Here is a 16,880-nt window from a genome sequence, read left to right as displayed (position 1 = left end):
AAGGCCTCGACACGCTGTGTACGAGGCCTTTGTTTATGGCGCACCTGCCGATTCAGAACAGGAAGTAACGCTGGGCCATCGGCAGGGTTTCCGCCGGTTCACACCACAGCAAAACACCATCGGCCTTGACCTGATAAGTCTGTGGGTCGACGTCGATGTTCGGCAGATAATCGTTGTGGATCAGGTCGGTCTTCTGCACCTCGCGACAGCCTTTGACCACGGCGATTTTCTTCTTCAACCCCAGCGCTTCAGGCAAGCCTGCGGCGTGCGCGGCCTGGCTGATAAAGGTCAGGCTGGTGGCGTGCAGCGAGCCACCGAAACTGGCGAACATCGGGCGGTAATGCACTGGTTGCGGGGTTGGAATCGAAGCATTGGCGTCGCCCATCAGGCTGGCCGCGATGGCACCGCCCTTGAGGATCAGCGTCGGTTTTACACCGAAAAACGCCGGGCGCCAGAGCACCAGATCCGCCCACTTGCCCACTTCCACCGAACCCACTTCATGGCTGATGCCATGGGTGATCGCCGGGTTGATGGTGTATTTGGCGATGTAGCGTTTGGCGCGGAAGTTGTCGTTGCCGTCACCGTCGAGCGGCAGCGGGCCGCGCTGTTTTTTCATCTTGTCGGCGGTTTGCCAGGTGCGCGTGATGACCTCGCCGACACGGCCCATGGCCTGGCTGTCGGAGCTGATCATCGAGAACGCACCGAGGTCGTGGAGGATGTCTTCGGCGGCAATCGTCTCGCGGCGGATGCGGCTTTCGGCGAACGCCACGTCTTCGGCAATGCTCGGGTCCAGGTGGTGGCAGACCATCAGCATGTCGAGGTGTTCATCGATGGTGTTGCGGGTGAACGGCCGGGTCGGGTTGGTCGAACTCGGCAGCACGTTGGTAAAGCCGCAGGCCTTGATGATGTCCGGCGCGTGACCGCCACCGGCACCTTCGGTGTGATAGGTGTGAATGGTGCGGCCCTTGAACGCGCCAAGGGTGGTTTCGACGAAACCGGACTCGTTGAGGGTGTCGGTGTGGATCGCCACCTGCACGTCGTACTGGTCGGCGACGTTCAGACAGTTGTCGATGCTCGCCGGGGTGGTGCCCCAGTCTTCGTGCAGCTTGAGGCCGATGGCGCCGGCCTTGACCTGTTCGATCAACGGCTCCGGCAGGCTGGCGTTGCCCTTGCCGGTGAGGCCGATGTTCATTGGAAATGCGTCGGCGGCCTGGAGCATGCGCGCCAGATGCCAAGGCCCTGAAGTGCAGGTGGTGGCGTTGGTGCCGGTGGCCGGGCCGGTGCCGCCGCCGATCATGGTGGTCACGCCGCTCATCAGTGCTTCTTCGATCTGCTGCGGGCAGATGAAGTGGATGTGGGTGTCGATGCCGCCGGCGGTGAGGATCATGCCTTCACCGGCAATCACTTCGGTGCCGGCGCCAATGGCGATGGTCACGTTGGGCTGGATGTCCGGGTTGCCGGCCTTGCCGATCGCCGCGATGCGCCCGTCCTTGAGGCCGACGTCGGCCTTGACGATGCCCCAGTGGTCGATGATCAGCGCGTTGGTGATCAGCGTGTCGACGACATCGGCGGCCAGCAACTGGCTTTGGCCCTGGCCGTCACGGATGACTTTACCGCCGCCGAATTTCACTTCTTCGCCGTAGGTGGTGAAGTCCTGTTCCACTTCGATCCACAGTTCGGTGTCGGCCAGGCGCACCTTGTCGCCGACGGTGGGGCCGAACATGTCGGCGTAGGCTTGACGGGAAATCTTCATTCGTTCGCCTTGAGATTCAATTGAATTTGAGACCGCTCGCATAGCTCGCTTTTCGCGAGCAGGCTCGCTCCCACAGTTGATCGCATTCCAATGTGGGAGCGAGCCTGCTCGCGATGGGGCCAGTGCAGACACCGCATTAGTTACAGGTCGCCCATGATCCGCCCGGCAAACCCGAACACCCGGCGATGCCCGGCCAGGTCCACCAACTCGATATCGCGGCTCTGCCCCGGTTCGAAGCGCACGGCGGTGCCGGCAGGAATGTTCAGGCGCATGCCGCGACTGGCAGCGCGGTCGAAAGTCAGGGCGTCATTGGTTTCGAAAAAGTGATAGTGCGAGCCGACCTGGATCGGCCGGTCACCGCTGTTGGCCACCGTCATGCTGATCGTGCGGCGGCCGACGTTGAGTTCGATGTCGCCGGGCTGGATCTGGTATTCACCGGGAATCATCAATGGGCTCCTTGCAGAACTTTGTAATAGAGGGCGGTCGGCCTGTAGAGGCCGCTCGGGTCGCAGGCGTAGTCGGGGATTTCACCAGCGCGGGTGTAACCCAGGGCCTTGTAGAAGTCTTCGGCGGGGGAACCGGCTTCGGTGTCGAGGTAGAGCATGCCGCGCTTGTGTAGCAGGGCGGCTTGTTCCAGCGCGGTCATCAACTGTTGGCCCAGTCCGCGACGCCGCGCGTGCTCGCGCACCAGCAGTTTCTGCACTTCGGCGCGATTCAGGCCATTGGCTTTCTGGCACAGGCCCAGTTGCACGCTGGCCTGCACCTGTTCGTCCTTGACCACCACCCACAGCAACACATTGCCCTTGTTCAGGTTCTCCTGAACCTCATCGAAATACGCGCGGGCCTGCGTGGCATCGAGGTCGGCCATGAAGCCGACGCTGGCGCCATAGCCAACGGCATCGAGCAGCAGATCAATCAAACCCTGACGATAGTGCGCAAAGCTTTCAACGTTGACGCGTCGCAGTTGGGCGGGGTTCATGGGCTATCACTCCTTGTTGGCGGCCGGTGGTTGTGCGCCAGGATTGAGGGTCAGTTGCATGAAGGTCAGGTCCAGCCAGCGACCGAACTTGGTGCCCACCTGAGGCATCTGCCCGGTGGTCACGAAACCGATGCGCTCATGCAGGCGAATCGAGGCGGCGTTGCCGCTTTCAATGGCGGCGACCATCACGTGTTTGCCGCACGCTCTGGCCCGCACCACCAGGGCATCCATCAACTTCGGCCCCAGGCCGTTGCCGCGCTGGTCGCTGCGCACGTAGACCGAGTGCTCGACGGTGTGACGGAAGCCGTCGAACGGCCGCCAGTCGCCAAACGAGGCGTAACCCAGCACGGTGCTGTCTGCGTCGACGATCACCAGAATCGGGTAAGCCTGGGACTGTCGGGCGCTGAACCAGGCCTGGCGGTTGCCGAGGTCAACGGCCTGTTCGTTCCAGATCGCGGTGGTGTTGAGCACCGCGTCGTTGTAGATGTCGCGGATCGCCGGCAGGTCGGCATGCACCGCATCGCGTATGTGGTAAGTCATGGCGTGGTCTCAGGCGATCGGTTGGTGGACGGTGACCAGTTTAGTGCCGTCGGGGAAAGTCGCTTCGACCTGAATCTCCGGGATCATTTCCGGGATGCCTTCCATCACTTGTTCGCGGCTGAGCAGGGTGGTGCCGAAGTGCATCAACTCGGCCACGGTCTGGCCGTCACGGGCGCCTTCAAGCAGCGCTGCGGAGATATAAGCCATGGCCTCCGGATAATTGAGTTTCACACCGCGAGCCAAACGCCGCTCGGCGACGAGGCCGGCGGTGAAGATCAGCAGCTTGTCTTTTTCACGTGGGGTCAGGTCCATCGTAGACATCCATATTCGGCAGTTAAAAAAGTATCAGGTGTTCCAGATTCTGGGTGGGACGGCCTCGCGACCCAGCAACGCCGGGCGCAGCAGCTTCCACAAATCGATCAGCCAGCCTCGTGCGAGTAACGCCTCGCTCGCCAGGCACCGCGCAACCAACAACCCCGGCAACTGGGTCAGATCCCCACGCACGTTGTGGGGCAGCGAGCGGCACTGCTCCAGCAAATCGCCATCGATCTCGCCCGTCACCAACAAGGTCGCAAACACCGGTTGCCCATCCAGCCCAATCGGAGAATCAAGCAAGCCGTCATTCCCGACAATGCGCTGGCGTTCGTGCCAGAGCAACTGGCCGTCGCGACGGATATTGAGTTGCGCCTGAAAATGCCCGAGGTCGAAGCGTTCACCACTCGCTGGCCGACCCAGTGCCACCACGTCCCAGTAGAACAGCCGGGCATCGCCTTCCAGGTCAATTGAGGTGCTGAGTTCCGCCTGCGCCGCACTGAAAATGATCGTCTCCTGCGGCAGCCATTCCAATGTCGCACCGGCCGCCACTCGCAAGTCCAGCTGCTGATAAGCGGGACCGGTCGCGCGATACCACTTGGCCGCGCCGGGGCTGGTGATTTGCGCCCAGGCATCGCTGCCGACACTCGCCGAGATGTCCAGTCGATCACCCCCGGCAATCCCGCCCGGCGGGTGAACGATGATGTGCTGGCAGACTTGCGGCCCTTCGGCATACAGATGCTTTTGCACACGCAAGGGCCCAAGGTGGCGGCGCTGGACCGGGCGCGTGCTGTCGCCGAAACGGGCATAGCCCAGTTCCAGCTCGGCGTGCCAGCTTGGGGTGAATAGCATTGTTTGGGCAGGTAAATTCATGACTTCTAATTATCGTTAGGTCGCTACAGATTAGAGCGTGATCTAAATCGTGACTAGGCCGCGCACACCCTCGGCTTCCATATTTTCACCGCGTCCCTGTTGCACGATCTCGCCCCGGGACATCACCAGGTATTGATCGGCCAGTTCGGCGGCGAAATCGTAGAACTGCTCCACAAGCAGGATCGCCATGTCGCCACGGGCCGCGAGCTTTTTGATCACGGCACCGATCTCCTTGATCACCGACGGCTGGATGCCTTCGGTCGGCTCATCGAGAATCAGCAGGCGAGGGCGGCTGGCCAGGGCACGCCCGATGGCCAGTTGTTGTTGCTGGCCGCCGGACAGGTCGCCACCCCGGCGCTGCTTCATTTGCAGCAACACCGGGAACAGCTCGTAGATGAACGCCGGGACTTCTTTCGCCTCACTGCCGGGAAAACGCGACAGACCCATCAGCAGGTTTTCTTCCACGGTCAGGCGACCGAAGATTTCACGGCCTTGCGGCACGTAAGCGATGCCGGCATGCACCCGTTGGTGGGGCTTGAACGTGGTGATCGGTTTACCTTCCCAATTCACCGCCCCTTCCTTGGCCGGCAGCAAACCCATCAGGCACTTGAGCAGGGTGGTTTTGCCCACGCCGTTGCGTCCGAGCAGGCAGGTGACCTCGCCGACCTTCACGTCAAACGTCAGGCCGCGCAGGATGTGGCTACCGCCGTAGTACTGGTGCAGCTTGTCGACTTGCAGCATTTCCAGATTCTCCTCCTGTGGCGACATTAGCGACCGAGATAAACCTCAATCACCCGCTCGTTTTCCTGTACTTGCTCCAGCGAGCCCTCGGCCAACACACTTCCCTGATGCAACACGGTGACGTGGTCGGCAATCGAGCCGACGAAACCCATGTCGTGTTCCACCACCATCAGCGAATGTTTGCCGGCCAGGCTCTTGAACAGCTCGGCGGTGAATTCGGTTTCGGCGTCGGTCATGCCCGCCACCGGCTCGTCGAGCAGCAGCAATTGCGGGTCCTGCATCAGCAGCATGCCGATTTCCAGAAACTGCTTCTGACCGTGGGACAGCAAGCCAGCGGGACGATTGACCGAAGCGGTCAGGCGAATGGTGTCGAGCACTTCGGCGATGCGATCTTTCTGTTCTCCGTTGAGGCGAGCCCTCAAGCTGGCCCACACCGACTTGTCGGTTTTCTGCGCCAGCTCAAGGTTTTCAAACACGCTCAAGGCTTCGAACACGGTCGGCTTCTGGAACTTGCGACCGATGCCGGCCTGGGCGATTTGCACTTCGCTCATCTGCGTCAGGTCCAGGGTTTCGCCGAACCACGCTTTGCCATGGCTGGGCCGGGTCTTGCCGGTGATCACGTCCATCAGCGTGGTCTTGCCCGCGCCGTTTGGGCCGATGATGCAGCGCAGCTCACCGACGCCGATGTACAGGTTCAAATCGTTCAGGGCCTTGAAGCCATCGAAGCTGACGCTGATGTCTTCCAGGGTCAGGATCGTGCCATGGCGGGTGTTGAGGCCTTTGCCGGCACGTTGCCCGAGCCCGAGGGCGTCGCGGCTGGTGCCAGCATCGCGATTGGGTTCCAGCGGTGGGAAGAACGCCGGTTCAAGCATGAATTCAGCCGTCGCAGTGACTCTCATTGTTCACCTCTTTTCTTCAGCAAACCGATCACGCCTTTGGGCAAGTACAGGGTCACGACGATGAACAGCGCGCCGAGGAAGAACAGCCAGTATTCCGGGAACGCCACGGTGAACCAGCTCTTCATGCCGTTGACTACACCGGCGCCGAGCAGCGGGCCGATCAACGTGCCACGCCCGCCGAGGGCGACCCACACTGCCGCTTCGATCGAGTTGGTCGGCGACATTTCACTCGGATTGATGATGCCGACTTGCGGCACATACAACGCACCGGCGAGGCCGCACAACACCGCGCTCAACACCCACACGAACAGCTTGAAACCACGAGGGTCGTAGCCGCAGAACATCAGGCGGTTTTCCGCATCGCGCAGCGCGGTCAGTACCCGGCCGAACTTGCTTTGCGCCAGTCGCCAGCCGATGTACAGGCTCGCTACCAGCAACATCACCGTGGCGAAAAACAGCACGGCGCGGGTGCCGGGTTCGGTGATACCGAAGCCGAGGATCGTGCGGAAATTGGTGAAGCCGTTGTTGCCGCCGAAACCCGTTTCGTTACGGAAAAACAGGAGCATGCCGGCGAAGGTCAGGGCCTGGGTCATGATCGAGAAATACACGCCCTTGATCCGCGAACGGAAGGCGAAGAAACCGAACACCAACGCCAGCAACCCCGGCGCCAGTACCACCAGGCACAGTGTCCACAGAAAGCTGCTGGTGCCGGTCCAGAACCATGGCAGTTCGGTCCACGACAGGAACGTCATGAAAGCAGGCAAGCCGTCGCCCGATGCCTGGCGCATCAGGTACATGCCCATCGCATAGCCGCCGAGGGCGAAGAACAGGCCGTGGCCGAGGGACAGCAAACCGGCGTAGCCCCAGACGAGATCCAGCGCCAGGGCGACGATGGCGTAGCAAAGGATTTTGCCGACCAGGGTCAGGGTGTAGGCCGAGATGTGAAACGCGCTGTCCGGTGACAACAGCGACAGCAGCGGCAACGCCAACAACAGAACGAGGATCACCACACCGACGGCAATCGAGACTTTGGGGCCGGCTTTTTGGGTCGCGGTAACGAGCAGGGGCTGGTTCATCAGTCGATCACCCTTCCTTTGAGTGCGAAGAGGCCTTGCGGACGTTTCTGGATGAACAGAATGATCAGCGCGAGGATGAGGATCTTGCCGAGTACGGCACCGATTTGTGGTTCGAGAATCTTGTTGGCGATACCGAGGCCGAACGCCGCCAGCACGCTACCGGCCAGTTGCCCGACACCACCGAGCACCACCACCAGGAACGAGTCGATGATGTAGCTCTGCCCGAGGTCCGGACCGACGTTGCCGATCTGGCTCAGCGCCACACCGCCAAGGCCGGCAATGCCCGAGCCGAGGCCGAAGGCGAGCATGTCCACGCGCCCGGTGGGCACGCCGCAGCAGGCAGCCATGTTGCGGTTCTGGGTGACGGCGCGCACGTTCAGGCCCAGGCGTGTCTTGTTCAGCAGCAACCAAGTTAGCACCACGACAAACAAGGCGAAGGCGATGATCACAATGCGGTTGTACGGCAGCACCAGATTCGGCAACACCTGAATCCCGCCCGACAACCATTGCGGGTTGGCCACTTCAACGTTCTGCGCCCCGAATACCAGGCGTACCAGTTGAATCAGCATCAGGCTGATGCCCCAGGTGGCGAGCAGGGTTTCCAGCGGACGGCCGTAGAGGTGGCGAATTACCGTGCGTTCCAGCGCCATGCCGATGGCGGCGGTAACGAAAAATGCCACCGGCAGTGCAATCAGTGGATAGAACTCGATGGCCTGTGGCGCGTAGCGCTGGAACATCAACTGCACAACGTACGTCGAGTAGGCGCCGAGCATCAGCATCTCGCCGTGGGCCATGTTGATCACGCCGAGCAGGCCGAAGGTGATCGCCAATCCCAATGCCGCGAGCAGCAAAATCGAACCCAGCGACATGCCGCTGAAGGCCTGGCCCAGAAGCTCGCCGACCAGCAACTTGCGTTTGACTTGAGCGAGGCTGGTTTCGGCGGCGGTGCGCACATTGGCATCGGTCTCGACGCCTGGTTCGAGCAAGCTTTCGAGGCGGGTGCGGGCCAGCGGATCGCCGGTTTCGCCGAGCAGGCGTACGGCGGCGAGACGCACGGCGGGGTCGGCATCCACCAATTGCAGGTTGGCCAGGGCAAGGCTCAGCGCGGCGTGGACGCCTTCGTCTTGTTCGCCCGCGAGCTGTTGGTCGAGGAATTTAAGCTGCGCCGGTTTGGCACTTTTTTGTAGTTGCTGCGCGGCGGTCAAGCGGAGTTTGGCGTCGGCGGCAAGTAATTGATGACTGGCCAGGGCGGTGTCGATCAGACCCCGCAGTCGGTTGTTCAGGCGCAAGGTTTTCGGCTGGCCGTCGACGGTCAATTCGCCTTGTTGCAGGGCGTTGATCAGTTGGATACGCGCCGGATCGGGCTGCGCGGCCCAGGCTTCCAGCAGCTTGGCTTGCTGCACGGGATTGGCGGCGACGAAGTCTTCGGCGTCGCCGGCGTGAGCGGCCATCGGCAATAAGAATGCGATGGTCAGGAGAATTCGGTGAAGGGCAGTGGGCATAGAGAGTCGCCTTGCTCGGACTAGATGTGAAGGCTGGTCTCTGTGGCGAGGGAGCAAGCTCCCTCGCCACAATAAACAGCTCCCGCAGGGAGTTGTGTCGGGCCCGGGCTCCATGCTCAGGCCTCGACATCCAGTGGCTTAGTTGCTCTTCATCGCATAGTCCGGCTTCTTGTCGTTACCCGGAATGAACGGGCTCCATGGCTGGGCGCGGATCGGCCCTTCGGTCTGCCATACAACGTTGAACTGACCATCGGCCTGGATCTCGCCGATCATCACTGGTTTGTGCAGGTGATGGTTGGTCTTGTCCATGGTCAGGGTGTAGCCCGACGGTGCGGCAAAGGTCTGGCCACCAAGGGCTTCGCGGACTTTGTCGACGTCGGTGGACTTGGCTTTTTCGGCGGCTTGCGCCCACATGTGGATGCCGACGTAGGTGGCTTCCATCGGGTCATTGGTCACCGCTTTGTCGGCGCCCGGCAGGTTGTGTTTCTTGGCGTAGGCCTTCCAGTCGGCTACGAATTTCTTGTTCGCCGGGTTCTCTACCGATTCGAAGTAGTTCCAGGCCGCGAGGTTGCCCACCAATGGTTTGGTGTCGATGCCGCGCAGCTCTTCTTCACCGACCGAGAACGCCACGACCGGAACGTCGGTGGCTTTCAGACCCTGGTTCGCCAGCTCTTTATAGAACGGCACGTTGGAGTCGCCGTTGACCGTGGAGATAACTGCGGTCTTGCCACCGGCCGAGAATTTCTTGATGTTGGCAACGATGGTTTGGTAGTCGCTGTGACCGAACGGGGTGTAGACCTCTTCGATGTCCTTGTCGGCCACGCCTTTGGAATGCAGGAACGAGCGCAGGATTTTGTTGGTGGTGCGCGGGTAGACGTAGTCGGTGCCGAGCAGGAAGTAGCGCTTGGCGCTGCCGCCTTCTTCGCTCATCAGGTATTCAACGGCAGGGATCGCCTGCTGGTTCGGTGCTGCGCCGGTGTAGAACACGTTCGGCGACATTTCTTCGCCTTCGTATTGCACCGGGTAGAACAGCAGGCCGTTGAGTTCTTCGAACACCGGCAACACCGATTTACGCGACACGGACGTCCAGCAACCGAACACCACGGCGACCTTGTCCTGGGTTAGCAGTTGACGACCCTTTTCCGCGAACAGCGGCCAGTTCGATGCCGGGTCCACGACCACCGGCTCCAGCATCTTGCCGTTCACGCCACCCTTGGCGTTGATCTCGTCGATGGTCATCAGCGCCATGTCTTTGAGCGATGTTTCGGAGATCGCCATGGTGCCGGACAACGAATGCAGAATACCGACCTTGATGGTCTCGGCGGCCTGGACAGTCCAGGTCATGCCCATCGCGGCAATGGATGCCGAGAGTGTGAAAGCCTTGATCAAACTGCGACGCTTCATTGTGCGATCTCCATGAACTCATGAATTTTCTTGGTGGCAGATGCGGACTACTGAAGGGTCTTTAGCAAGGGCTGTGCCCGGTCGGGGAAAGGCAGGGAAATGTCGTTTTAGAGTGGTTGCGCGGCTTGGTGGCGCACCATGAAGGGTCGGCTTGCGTGCGCTGGTGCGCCGCCATGCGCCACATTGGCGCACTAATCTCTGTAGGTGTAGAAGGCGAAGGTCGGTTAGCGGCGCCGCATCAGGCCTATGAAGAACAGGCCGCCAATGGCTGCGGTGGCCACGCCAATGGGCAAATCTTCCGGGGCGATCAATGTCCTTGCAGCAACGTCGACCCAAACCAGAAACACACTGCCCAGCAACACGCACACCGGTAACAAGCGACGATGCTCGGCACCCACCAGACGCCGTGCAATGTGCGGCACCATCAACCCGACAAAACCGATAGAGCCGCTGATCGACACCAGCACCCCGGTCATCAATGAGGCAATCAAAAAGACCCGCAGGCGAACGGTGCGCGCATTCAAGCCGAGGGTCACCGCTGTTTGTTCACCTGCCATCAGCGCGTTCAACGGTCGCGCCATGCCCAGCAGTAGAACCAAACCGAGCAGCACACTGACGGCGGGCACGGCCAACAACTCCCAACGCGCCAGCCCGAGGCCGCCAAGCATCCAGAACATCACCGCCGAACTGGCGCGGTGGTCGCCCATGAACAGCAGCAGATTGGCCATCGCCATCATCACGAATGACACCGCCACGCCACACAACAACAGACGATCACTGTCCAGGCGACCGTGACGGCTGGCGATCATCAGCACCACCAGCATGCTCAGCAACGCACCGATGAACGCCGCAATCGGCAAGGTCAGCAGCCCGACGATTTCACCGACGTGCAACACCACGATCACCGCGCCGAGCGTTGCGCCGGACGTGACGCCAAGCAAGTGCGGATCGGCCAGCGGATTGCGCGTCACCGCTTGCAGCACCGCGCCGATCAGCGCCAAACCGGCGCCGACCAATGCACCGAGCAACATGCGCGGCACGCGGATCAGCCAGACGATATGTTCCTGCCCGACGCTCCAGTCCGGCACACCGGAGCCGAACAGTTTGTGCAACAGAATCCGCCACACCACGTCTACCGGCACCCGCGCTGGACCGAAACCCAGCGACACCACGCACGACACCAGCAACAGCGCGCCGAGGGCAATCAGCAACAAGGCGTAGCGACGATTGATCATGCGCCGTGGAAACCTTTGGCCAGGGTTTCGACGGCCAGCACGTTATCGATTCCCGGCGTGGCTTGCACATATGGAATGACGATGAAGCGCTGGTGCTTGATCGCGTCCACCGATTGCAGCGCCTTGTTGTTGCGCAAAAATTCAATCTTCTGTGCGGCGGTGACTTCGCCGTAGTCGACGATCACGATCACCTGCGGATTGCGCTCGACCACGTTCTCCCAGTTGACCCGGGTCCAGCTCGCGTCGACGTCGTCGAGAATGTTGCGCCCGCCAGCGGCGTCGATCAGCGCTTGGGGCATGCCCAGGCGACCGGACGTCATGGCCCGGTCTTCGCCACTGTCGTACAGGAACACCCGTGGTTTGTCGGCGGGCAGGTCTTTGCGAATCTCGGTGACTTGCGTCTGCATCCTGGCGATGACCGCGTTGGCGCGATCCTGCACGTCGAAAATTTTGCCGAGGTTGCGCAGGTCGTTGTAGGTGTCCTCCAGACTGGCCGGTGGACGCTTCATCACGAAGGCGCAAGACTCGGTCAACTCATACACATTGATGCCCAGCGGTTGCAGGGTTTGCGGCGTGAGATCACCGCCCACGCGCATGCCGTAATCCCAGCCAGCGAAGAAAAAATCGACATTGGCGTTGAGCAGGGTTTCCACTGACGGGTACTTGGCCGCCAGCTCCGGTAAGCCGTCGAGGATGGTCTGCATCTCGGGCGTCACCGACTTCCAGCCAGACACGCCGCTGTAGCCCGCCATCTGCGGCTTGAGGCCGAGGGCGAGCATCATCTGGGTCATGTTGATGTCATGGCTGACCGCGTGTTTCGGTGCTTGCTGGAAGGTCACCTCACGGTTGCAACTCTGGATCGTCAACGGGTAGTGCGTGGCCTCGGCCAATGCCTGGGTGCTGCCCAGCAACAGAACGAGGGAAAGGCAGGAGCGCAGAAAGTTCATGGTTGGGTTATCCAGGTCATTCGTGGGTAGCCGTGCAAGGGGTGTTCATCGATCAGTGCTTCGACGCCGAATACGTCGCGCAACAGTGCGGCGGTCAGGACTTCTTTCGGTGTACCGCTGGCGACGATGCGACCGTGATTGATCACGTAGAGTCGGTCACAAAATGCGGCGGCCAGATTCAGGTCGTGGATGCTCGCCAGCGTGCCGATCTTCAAGCGCTTGACCAACTGCAACAGCTCCAGCTGATAGCGCGGGTCGAGGTGATTGGTCGGCTCGTCGAGTATCAGCAGTTGCGGTTGCTGCGCCAGCGCGCGGGCGAGAATCACCCGCTGTTTTTCGCCACCGGACAGCGTGGAGAAGGCATGGCCGTCGAAGCCCTTGAGGCCAACGGATTGCAACGCCTGATCAATCAGTCGGGAGTCTTCCAGGGTATCGCCATCGAACAGGCCTTTGTGCGGCGTGCGGCCCATGGCGACCACTTCGTCCACGGTCAGGCCGAAGGCATCGGGAAATTCTTGCAGCACCACGGCGATGCGTTGCGCGCACCAGCGTGAGGATTGCTTCCAGACGTTCTGGTGGTCGAGCCTGACCTCGCCGCTTTCCGGTTTGCTGAAGCGCCATGCACAACGCAGCAGACTGGTCTTGCCGCTGCCGTTGGGGCCGATCAACCCGACAAACTCTCCGGCAGCCACCTGCAGCGAGGCATCACGCAGCTGGAACTGGTGATGACAGTGGCCGTGACCGAGGGGTGTCCAGGCGAGGTTTGTGAGGTTCAGCGAGGTCATGCATCTACTCTGAAATAGTCGGTGTTGCTGATGGCCCTTTCGCGGGCAAGCCCGCTCCCACAGTTGACCGCATTCCAATGTGGGATCGGGCTTGCGCGCGAAGGGGCCTTTGAATCAGAAGGTGTAATCTGCAGTGACGAAGAACGAGCGAGGCTCACCCAGGATCCACTGCTGCCCGTCATTGTATTGGCTTTGCGCGTACTGGCGATCGAACAAATTGTTCACCTGCAAACCCAGCGTGGTATTGCGCAGCGCTTTCCAGGACAACGTGGCATCGACCACGGTGTAGCTTGGCAGCTCATTGCGGTTGGCCATATCGGCGTAACGCGCATCGACATAACGCACACCGGCGCCTGCTTTCAGGTCATCGCTGAGCGCTTTGCTCAGCCACACATTCGCGGTACGTCGGGGCACATCCACTGGGCGATTGCCGTTGCGCGATACCGTCGCACCGTCGATCACTTCTTCAAAGTCATCGTACTTGGCCTTGACGATGGAGGCGTTGGCCTGCAATTGCCAGGCGGCAGGCAGTTGCAGATCGAGGCTGGCTTCCAGGCCATTGGACGATTGCTGGCCGACCTGCTGCTTGAGCGTCGGATTACCCGGATCATCGGTCAGCAGTTTCTTTTTGACGATGCGATAGGCCGCCAGCGTCCACTCGCCGCGCTGATTCCAGAACATTTGCTTGAGCCCGATTTCGGTCTGTTTCGCCGTGGACAAATCGTACTGCTGCTGGCTCGGACTCAGGGAGATCAACCCGCCGACACCGTCGGTGCTGGTGGCGTACTGGCCGTAGATCGAGGTGTCCGGGGTCACCGCGAAAACCAGCCCGGCCTTCCAGTTGTTGCCCGTCAGGGTCTTGGCGCTCTGGCTACCATCGACCAGGTTGTCGCGATCCACCTGCACATAGTCGCGGCGCGCACCGGTCACCAGCGACCAGCGCTCGCTCAGTTGCGTACGGTTTTCGGCAAACGCCGACATCTGTTTGGTGGTGCTCTGGAATTGATCGCGGTAGGGGTCGGCACTTTCGAACCGTCCCGGTTGCGGGTGATGCAGATCGATCGGTTGCCCGTCCGCCAGTACGTCATTGAATGGCGAGTTGCTGTCGAGCTGAAAACGGATGCGGTTGTAATCGACACCGGTGACCGTCTGGCTGTCGAGGCCGAACAGCGAATGTTTGAAGGTGACGGTCTGGCGGTCGCCCACCTGCTCCTGCTTGTGACCGATCCCGAAGTAACCGCTGCGGCTCAGTTGCTGACTGTCGCTGTCGAAGTTGTAGTTCTCGGCGTTCTGCCAGCGGCGCTGGGCCTTGAGGTAATAGAGTTCGTTGCTGGCGCTGACGTTGTCGTTGATCTGCCAATCGCTGGTCAGGCGCGTCCATTGATCGTTGTAGTGCTGTTTGTCATTGCTGATGTTGTAGTTCTTGTCCCGCAGACCTTCGTGGAAGCGCCCGTTAATCAGCGGTGTACCGAAGTAGTTCATCGGGTTCTGGTCGCCGTAGTCGTGGGCGAGGGTGAACGCCAGATCATCGGTCGCCTGCCAGCGCAGGGCGGCGCTGATGAAGTCGCTGGACGAGTCGCCGCGATCAATCCAGCCATTGCTGCGCAGGCGATTGAGGTTCAGTCGGTAGCTCAGGGTATCGCTCAGCGAACCGCCACTGTCGAAGGCCTGTTGCTGGCTGTCGTAAGAGCCGTAGCCCACTCGCAGGTGGTTTTCGATCTCGCCTTCGAAAGGTTTTTTCGGGATCACGTTGACCACCGCACCGGTAGCGCCTTCGCCATACAACACCGACGCCGGGCCGCGCAGCACATCGATGCGCTCCACCGACCAGGTGTCCACCGGGAACGTCACGGTGCCCATGCCGGTGTACAGGCGATTGCTGTCATACAACTGCATCACCGAACTTTGCCCGGTAAAGCCCCGTGCCTGCAACGACGTACCGCCGTCGCCCGGCGTGCCGGTGCGACTGATGCCGGTGCTGCGCGAAACCGCGTCCTGCACACTGCGATCACCACGCGCACGGATTTGCTCACCGGTCAGACTTTCGACACTGGCCGGCGTCTCCAGCGATGTGAGGTTCAGCCGCGAACCGGCGGTGGTCGGGGTATTCAGGTTGACGGTTTCGTCGTCAATGGCCGGGGCAGTGATGGTGCCGGCGGGTAGAGTCAAGGGCTGCGCGTGGGCGCTGGTGTTCACGGCGAGCAGGCACAGGCCGGACAAGAGGTACTGGTTCATCGGGGCGGCGAATCACTTCTTCAAAAAAGAAAACCCGCAGCACGCAGGCTGCGGGTCGGGCGGTACTGTTGCGTTATGGGTTAACGCTAACAGAGACCGTGCGATAAGCGCCGAAAGTGTACAGGCCTCTCTAAACCGCGCATCTCGCCTGTTTCATGATGAAGGTGAAGCGCTTTCAGTTTGTCGGGTGAAGCGCGACAGCAGTACACGATCCAGCAACCACACCACCACCAGAGATGCTCCTACCAACGGGAACGCCACCGCCAGCGCGAACATGAGCACCATCGCGGTTTTCCATTTCGGCAGGTCGTGACGCAGGGGCGGTACGCCGAACTTGCCTTGCGGACGACGCTTCCACCAGATCACCACACCGCTGACGGCGCTGAGCAGGATCATCAGGCAAATCAGCAGCACGATGATCTGGTTGACCACACCGAACATCTTGCCTTCGTGCAGCATCACGCCGATTTCCGTGGCGCGGGCGACGGTGCCGTATTGTTCGTAGCGCACATCGGCGAGGACCTTGCCGGTGTACTGATCGACATGCAGGGTGGCATCGTTGCGCGGGTCATCGGCAAAAACCGCGATGGTGAATACGCCGGTGGCGGTGGTCGGGAAGGTGATGCTGTAACCCGGTTCAACTTTGCTTTGGGTGGCGATGTCTTGCACATCCTGCAAGCTGATGGTCGGCGCGGCCGGGCCGGCTTGTGTACCACCGTGGGCCATGTGTTCGGCGTGGTCGCCGGACATCGGCATCGGTGTGTTTTCCATCGCCCATGGCACAGTCTGGCGGGTGGCGCTGTTGAGGCTGCGAGCCTCGACATCGGACTTCGGTACGTCATCCCACATCGCCGCCGGAAAGACGTTCCAGACGGCCGCGTACTGCTGGCCCCAGAACCCGGTCCAGGTCATGCCGCTGAGCAGCATCACCAGCAACAGGGACGCGCCCCAGAACCCGGTAACGGCATGCAGGTCGCGCCACAAGATGCGGCCGCGACTGCTCAAGCGCGGCCACAGAATGCCAGCCGCCTGGCCGCGCGGCCACCACAGGAATACCCCGGAAACCACCAGCACCACGCCCCAACCGGCGGCCATTTCAATCAACCGGTCACCGACGGTGCCGATCATCAACTCGCCGTGGATCGCCCGCGCGATGGCTTGCAGGTTCTTCTTGGCGTCTTGCTCGCCGAGGATGTCACCGTGGTACGGATCGACGAACACGTTCAGTTCGCTGCCAGCGTTGAGCACGACAAACTGCGCGCTGCGTTCGGCGTTGACCGGTGGCAGGTACTGCTTGATCGTGCCTTGTGGATACGAGTCTTTGACGCGCTTGAGCAGGTCGTCGGCCGGGATCGAGTGATGGCCGGCGGGGACGTTGAGCAGGCTGCTGTACATCAGCGAGTCGAGCTGTGGTTTGAACAGGTAAATGGTGCCGGTCAGGGCCAGCATCACCATGAATGGCGCAACGAACAATCCGGCATAGAAATGCCAGCGCCAGGCCAGGTTGTAGAAATTCACTTTGGGCTGTTTCATCACGTGTGCTCCGCTTGGCTTGGATCTTCTAGTTGTGTGTTGGCGGTTGCTGCGCAACCGATCGCG

At 61.1% G+C, this 16,880-nt stretch carries 16 protein-coding genes; all 16 read right to left on the bottom strand.

What is annotated here, in order from left to right:
• Window positions 1-52 precede the first annotated feature (52 nt).
• A complete protein-coding gene (ureC, locus tag ACNYC6_RS10575; RefSeq protein ID WP_419712251.1) occupies window positions 53-1,753 on the bottom strand; it encodes an urease subunit alpha in 1,701 nt (566 codons plus the stop codon).
• Window positions 1,754-1,893: 140 nt separating this feature from the next.
• The gene (locus ACNYC6_RS10570) at window positions 1,894-2,199 is read right to left on the bottom strand and encodes an urease subunit beta (protein WP_419712250.1); all 306 of its coding nucleotides are present in this window, start codon (window positions 2,197-2,199) and stop codon (window positions 1,894-1,896) included.
• Window positions 2,199-2,732, bottom strand: coding sequence for a GNAT family N-acetyltransferase (locus ACNYC6_RS10565; RefSeq protein WP_419712249.1), 534 nt, complete (start codon window positions 2,730-2,732; stop codon window positions 2,199-2,201). The genes ACNYC6_RS10570 and ACNYC6_RS10565 overlap by 1 nt, the downstream gene beginning before the upstream one ends.
• 6 nt (window positions 2,733-2,738) lie before the next feature.
• A complete protein-coding gene (locus ACNYC6_RS10560; protein WP_419712248.1) occupies window positions 2,739-3,272 on the bottom strand; it encodes an N-acetyltransferase family protein in 534 nt (177 codons plus the stop codon).
• Between the two features lie 9 nt (window positions 3,273-3,281).
• The gene (gene ureA, locus ACNYC6_RS10555) at window positions 3,282-3,584 is read right to left on the bottom strand and encodes an urease subunit gamma (RefSeq protein WP_007907366.1); all 303 of its coding nucleotides are present in this window, start codon (window positions 3,582-3,584) and stop codon (window positions 3,282-3,284) included.
• A gap of 33 nt (window positions 3,585-3,617) precedes the next feature.
• Window positions 3,618-4,457 (bottom strand): urease accessory protein UreD, encoded by an 840-nt coding sequence (locus ACNYC6_RS10550; RefSeq protein WP_419712247.1) that lies wholly within the window; start codon window positions 4,455-4,457, stop codon window positions 3,618-3,620.
• A gap of 42 nt (window positions 4,458-4,499) precedes the next feature.
• Window positions 4,500-5,198: an urea ABC transporter ATP-binding subunit UrtE gene (gene urtE, locus ACNYC6_RS10545; RefSeq protein WP_008031204.1), complete on the bottom strand. Its 699-nt coding sequence runs from the start codon at window positions 5,196-5,198 to the stop codon at window positions 4,500-4,502.
• A 26-nt stretch (window positions 5,199-5,224) separates the two neighbouring features.
• Window positions 5,225-6,097 (bottom strand): urea ABC transporter ATP-binding protein UrtD, encoded by an 873-nt coding sequence (gene urtD / locus ACNYC6_RS10540; protein WP_419712246.1) that lies wholly within the window; start codon window positions 6,095-6,097, stop codon window positions 5,225-5,227.
• Window positions 6,094-7,173 carry an urea ABC transporter permease subunit UrtC gene (urtC, locus tag ACNYC6_RS10535; protein WP_419712245.1) on the bottom strand — a complete coding sequence of 360 codons (1,080 nt, stop codon included), beginning with the start codon at window positions 7,171-7,173 and terminating at the stop codon, window positions 6,094-6,096. Before urtC ends, urtD begins: the two co-directional genes overlap by 4 nt.
• On the bottom strand, window positions 7,173-8,675 hold the full coding sequence (gene urtB, locus ACNYC6_RS10530; RefSeq protein WP_419712244.1) for an urea ABC transporter permease subunit UrtB: 1,503 nt from the start codon (window positions 8,673-8,675) through the stop codon (window positions 7,173-7,175). The genes urtC and urtB overlap by 1 nt, the downstream gene beginning before the upstream one ends.
• A gap of 138 nt (window positions 8,676-8,813) precedes the next feature.
• A complete protein-coding gene (urtA, locus tag ACNYC6_RS10525; RefSeq protein ID WP_057712186.1) occupies window positions 8,814-10,079 on the bottom strand; it encodes an urea ABC transporter substrate-binding protein in 1,266 nt (421 codons plus the stop codon).
• 224 nt (window positions 10,080-10,303) lie between these two features.
• Complete coding sequence (locus tag ACNYC6_RS10520) at window positions 10,304-11,314, bottom strand: FecCD family ABC transporter permease (protein WP_419712243.1); 1,011 nt, start codon at window positions 11,312-11,314, stop codon at window positions 10,304-10,306.
• Window positions 11,311-12,261 carry an ABC transporter substrate-binding protein gene (locus ACNYC6_RS10515; protein WP_419712242.1) on the bottom strand — a complete coding sequence of 317 codons (951 nt, stop codon included), beginning with the start codon at window positions 12,259-12,261 and terminating at the stop codon, window positions 11,311-11,313. The genes ACNYC6_RS10520 and ACNYC6_RS10515 overlap by 4 nt, the downstream gene beginning before the upstream one ends.
• Window positions 12,258-13,046, bottom strand: a complete 789-nt coding sequence (locus tag ACNYC6_RS10510) for an ABC transporter ATP-binding protein (RefSeq protein ID WP_419712241.1) — start codon at window positions 13,044-13,046, stop codon at window positions 12,258-12,260. Before ACNYC6_RS10510 ends, ACNYC6_RS10515 begins: the two co-directional genes overlap by 4 nt.
• Window positions 13,047-13,160: 114 nt before the next feature.
• Window positions 13,161-15,281 carry a TonB-dependent receptor gene (locus ACNYC6_RS10505; RefSeq protein ID WP_419712240.1) on the bottom strand — a complete coding sequence of 707 codons (2,121 nt, stop codon included), beginning with the start codon at window positions 15,279-15,281 and terminating at the stop codon, window positions 13,161-13,163.
• A 153-nt stretch (window positions 15,282-15,434) separates the two neighbouring features.
• Window positions 15,435-16,814, bottom strand: coding sequence for a PepSY-associated TM helix domain-containing protein (locus ACNYC6_RS10500; protein WP_419712239.1), 1,380 nt, complete (start codon window positions 16,812-16,814; stop codon window positions 15,435-15,437).
• Window positions 16,815-16,880 lie beyond the last annotated feature (66 nt).

It is taken from the genome of Pseudomonas sp. NFX224 (assembly GCF_048565165.1).
Classification (GTDB): Bacteria; Pseudomonadota; Gammaproteobacteria; order Pseudomonadales; family Pseudomonadaceae; genus Aquipseudomonas.
The sequence above is the reverse complement of the archived record's forward strand: the minus strand, read 5'-3'. Positions and strand labels throughout refer to the sequence as shown.

Coding starts and splice junctions, on each gene's coding strand:
- ureC (WP_419712251.1), bottom strand. CDS start 1,753: ATGAAGATTTCCCGTCAAGCCTACGCCGACATGTTCGGCCCCACCGTC.
- ACNYC6_RS10570 (WP_419712250.1), bottom strand. CDS start 2,199: ATGATTCCCGGTGAATACCAGATCCAGCCCGGCGACATCGAACTCAAC.
- ACNYC6_RS10565 (WP_419712249.1), bottom strand. CDS start 2,732: ATGAACCCCGCCCAACTGCGACGCGTCAACGTTGAAAGCTTTGCGCAC.
- ACNYC6_RS10560 (WP_419712248.1), bottom strand. CDS start 3,272: ATGACTTACCACATACGCGATGCGGTGCATGCCGACCTGCCGGCGATC.
- ureA (WP_007907366.1), bottom strand. CDS start 3,584: ATGGACCTGACCCCACGTGAAAAAGACAAGCTGCTGATCTTCACCGCC.
- ACNYC6_RS10550 (WP_419712247.1), bottom strand. CDS start 4,457: ATGAATTTACCTGCCCAAACAATGCTATTCACCCCAAGCTGGCACGCC.
- urtE (WP_008031204.1), bottom strand. CDS start 5,198: ATGCTGCAAGTCGACAAGCTGCACCAGTACTACGGCGGTAGCCACATC.
- urtD (WP_419712246.1), bottom strand. CDS start 6,097: ATGAGAGTCACTGCGACGGCTGAATTCATGCTTGAACCGGCGTTCTTC.
- urtC (WP_419712245.1), bottom strand. CDS start 7,173: ATGAACCAGCCCCTGCTCGTTACCGCGACCCAAAAAGCCGGCCCCAAA.
- urtB (WP_419712244.1), bottom strand. CDS start 8,675: ATGCCCACTGCCCTTCACCGAATTCTCCTGACCATCGCATTCTTATTG.
- urtA (WP_057712186.1), bottom strand. CDS start 10,079: ATGAAGCGTCGCAGTTTGATCAAGGCTTTCACACTCTCGGCATCCATT.
- ACNYC6_RS10520 (WP_419712243.1), bottom strand. CDS start 11,314: ATGATCAATCGTCGCTACGCCTTGTTGCTGATTGCCCTCGGCGCGCTG.
- ACNYC6_RS10515 (WP_419712242.1), bottom strand. CDS start 12,261: ATGAACTTTCTGCGCTCCTGCCTTTCCCTCGTTCTGTTGCTGGGCAGC.
- ACNYC6_RS10510 (WP_419712241.1), bottom strand. CDS start 13,046: ATGACCTCGCTGAACCTCACAAACCTCGCCTGGACACCCCTCGGTCAC.
- ACNYC6_RS10505 (WP_419712240.1), bottom strand. CDS start 15,281: ATGAACCAGTACCTCTTGTCCGGCCTGTGCCTGCTCGCCGTGAACACC.
- ACNYC6_RS10500 (WP_419712239.1), bottom strand. CDS start 16,814: ATGAAACAGCCCAAAGTGAATTTCTACAACCTGGCCTGGCGCTGGCAT.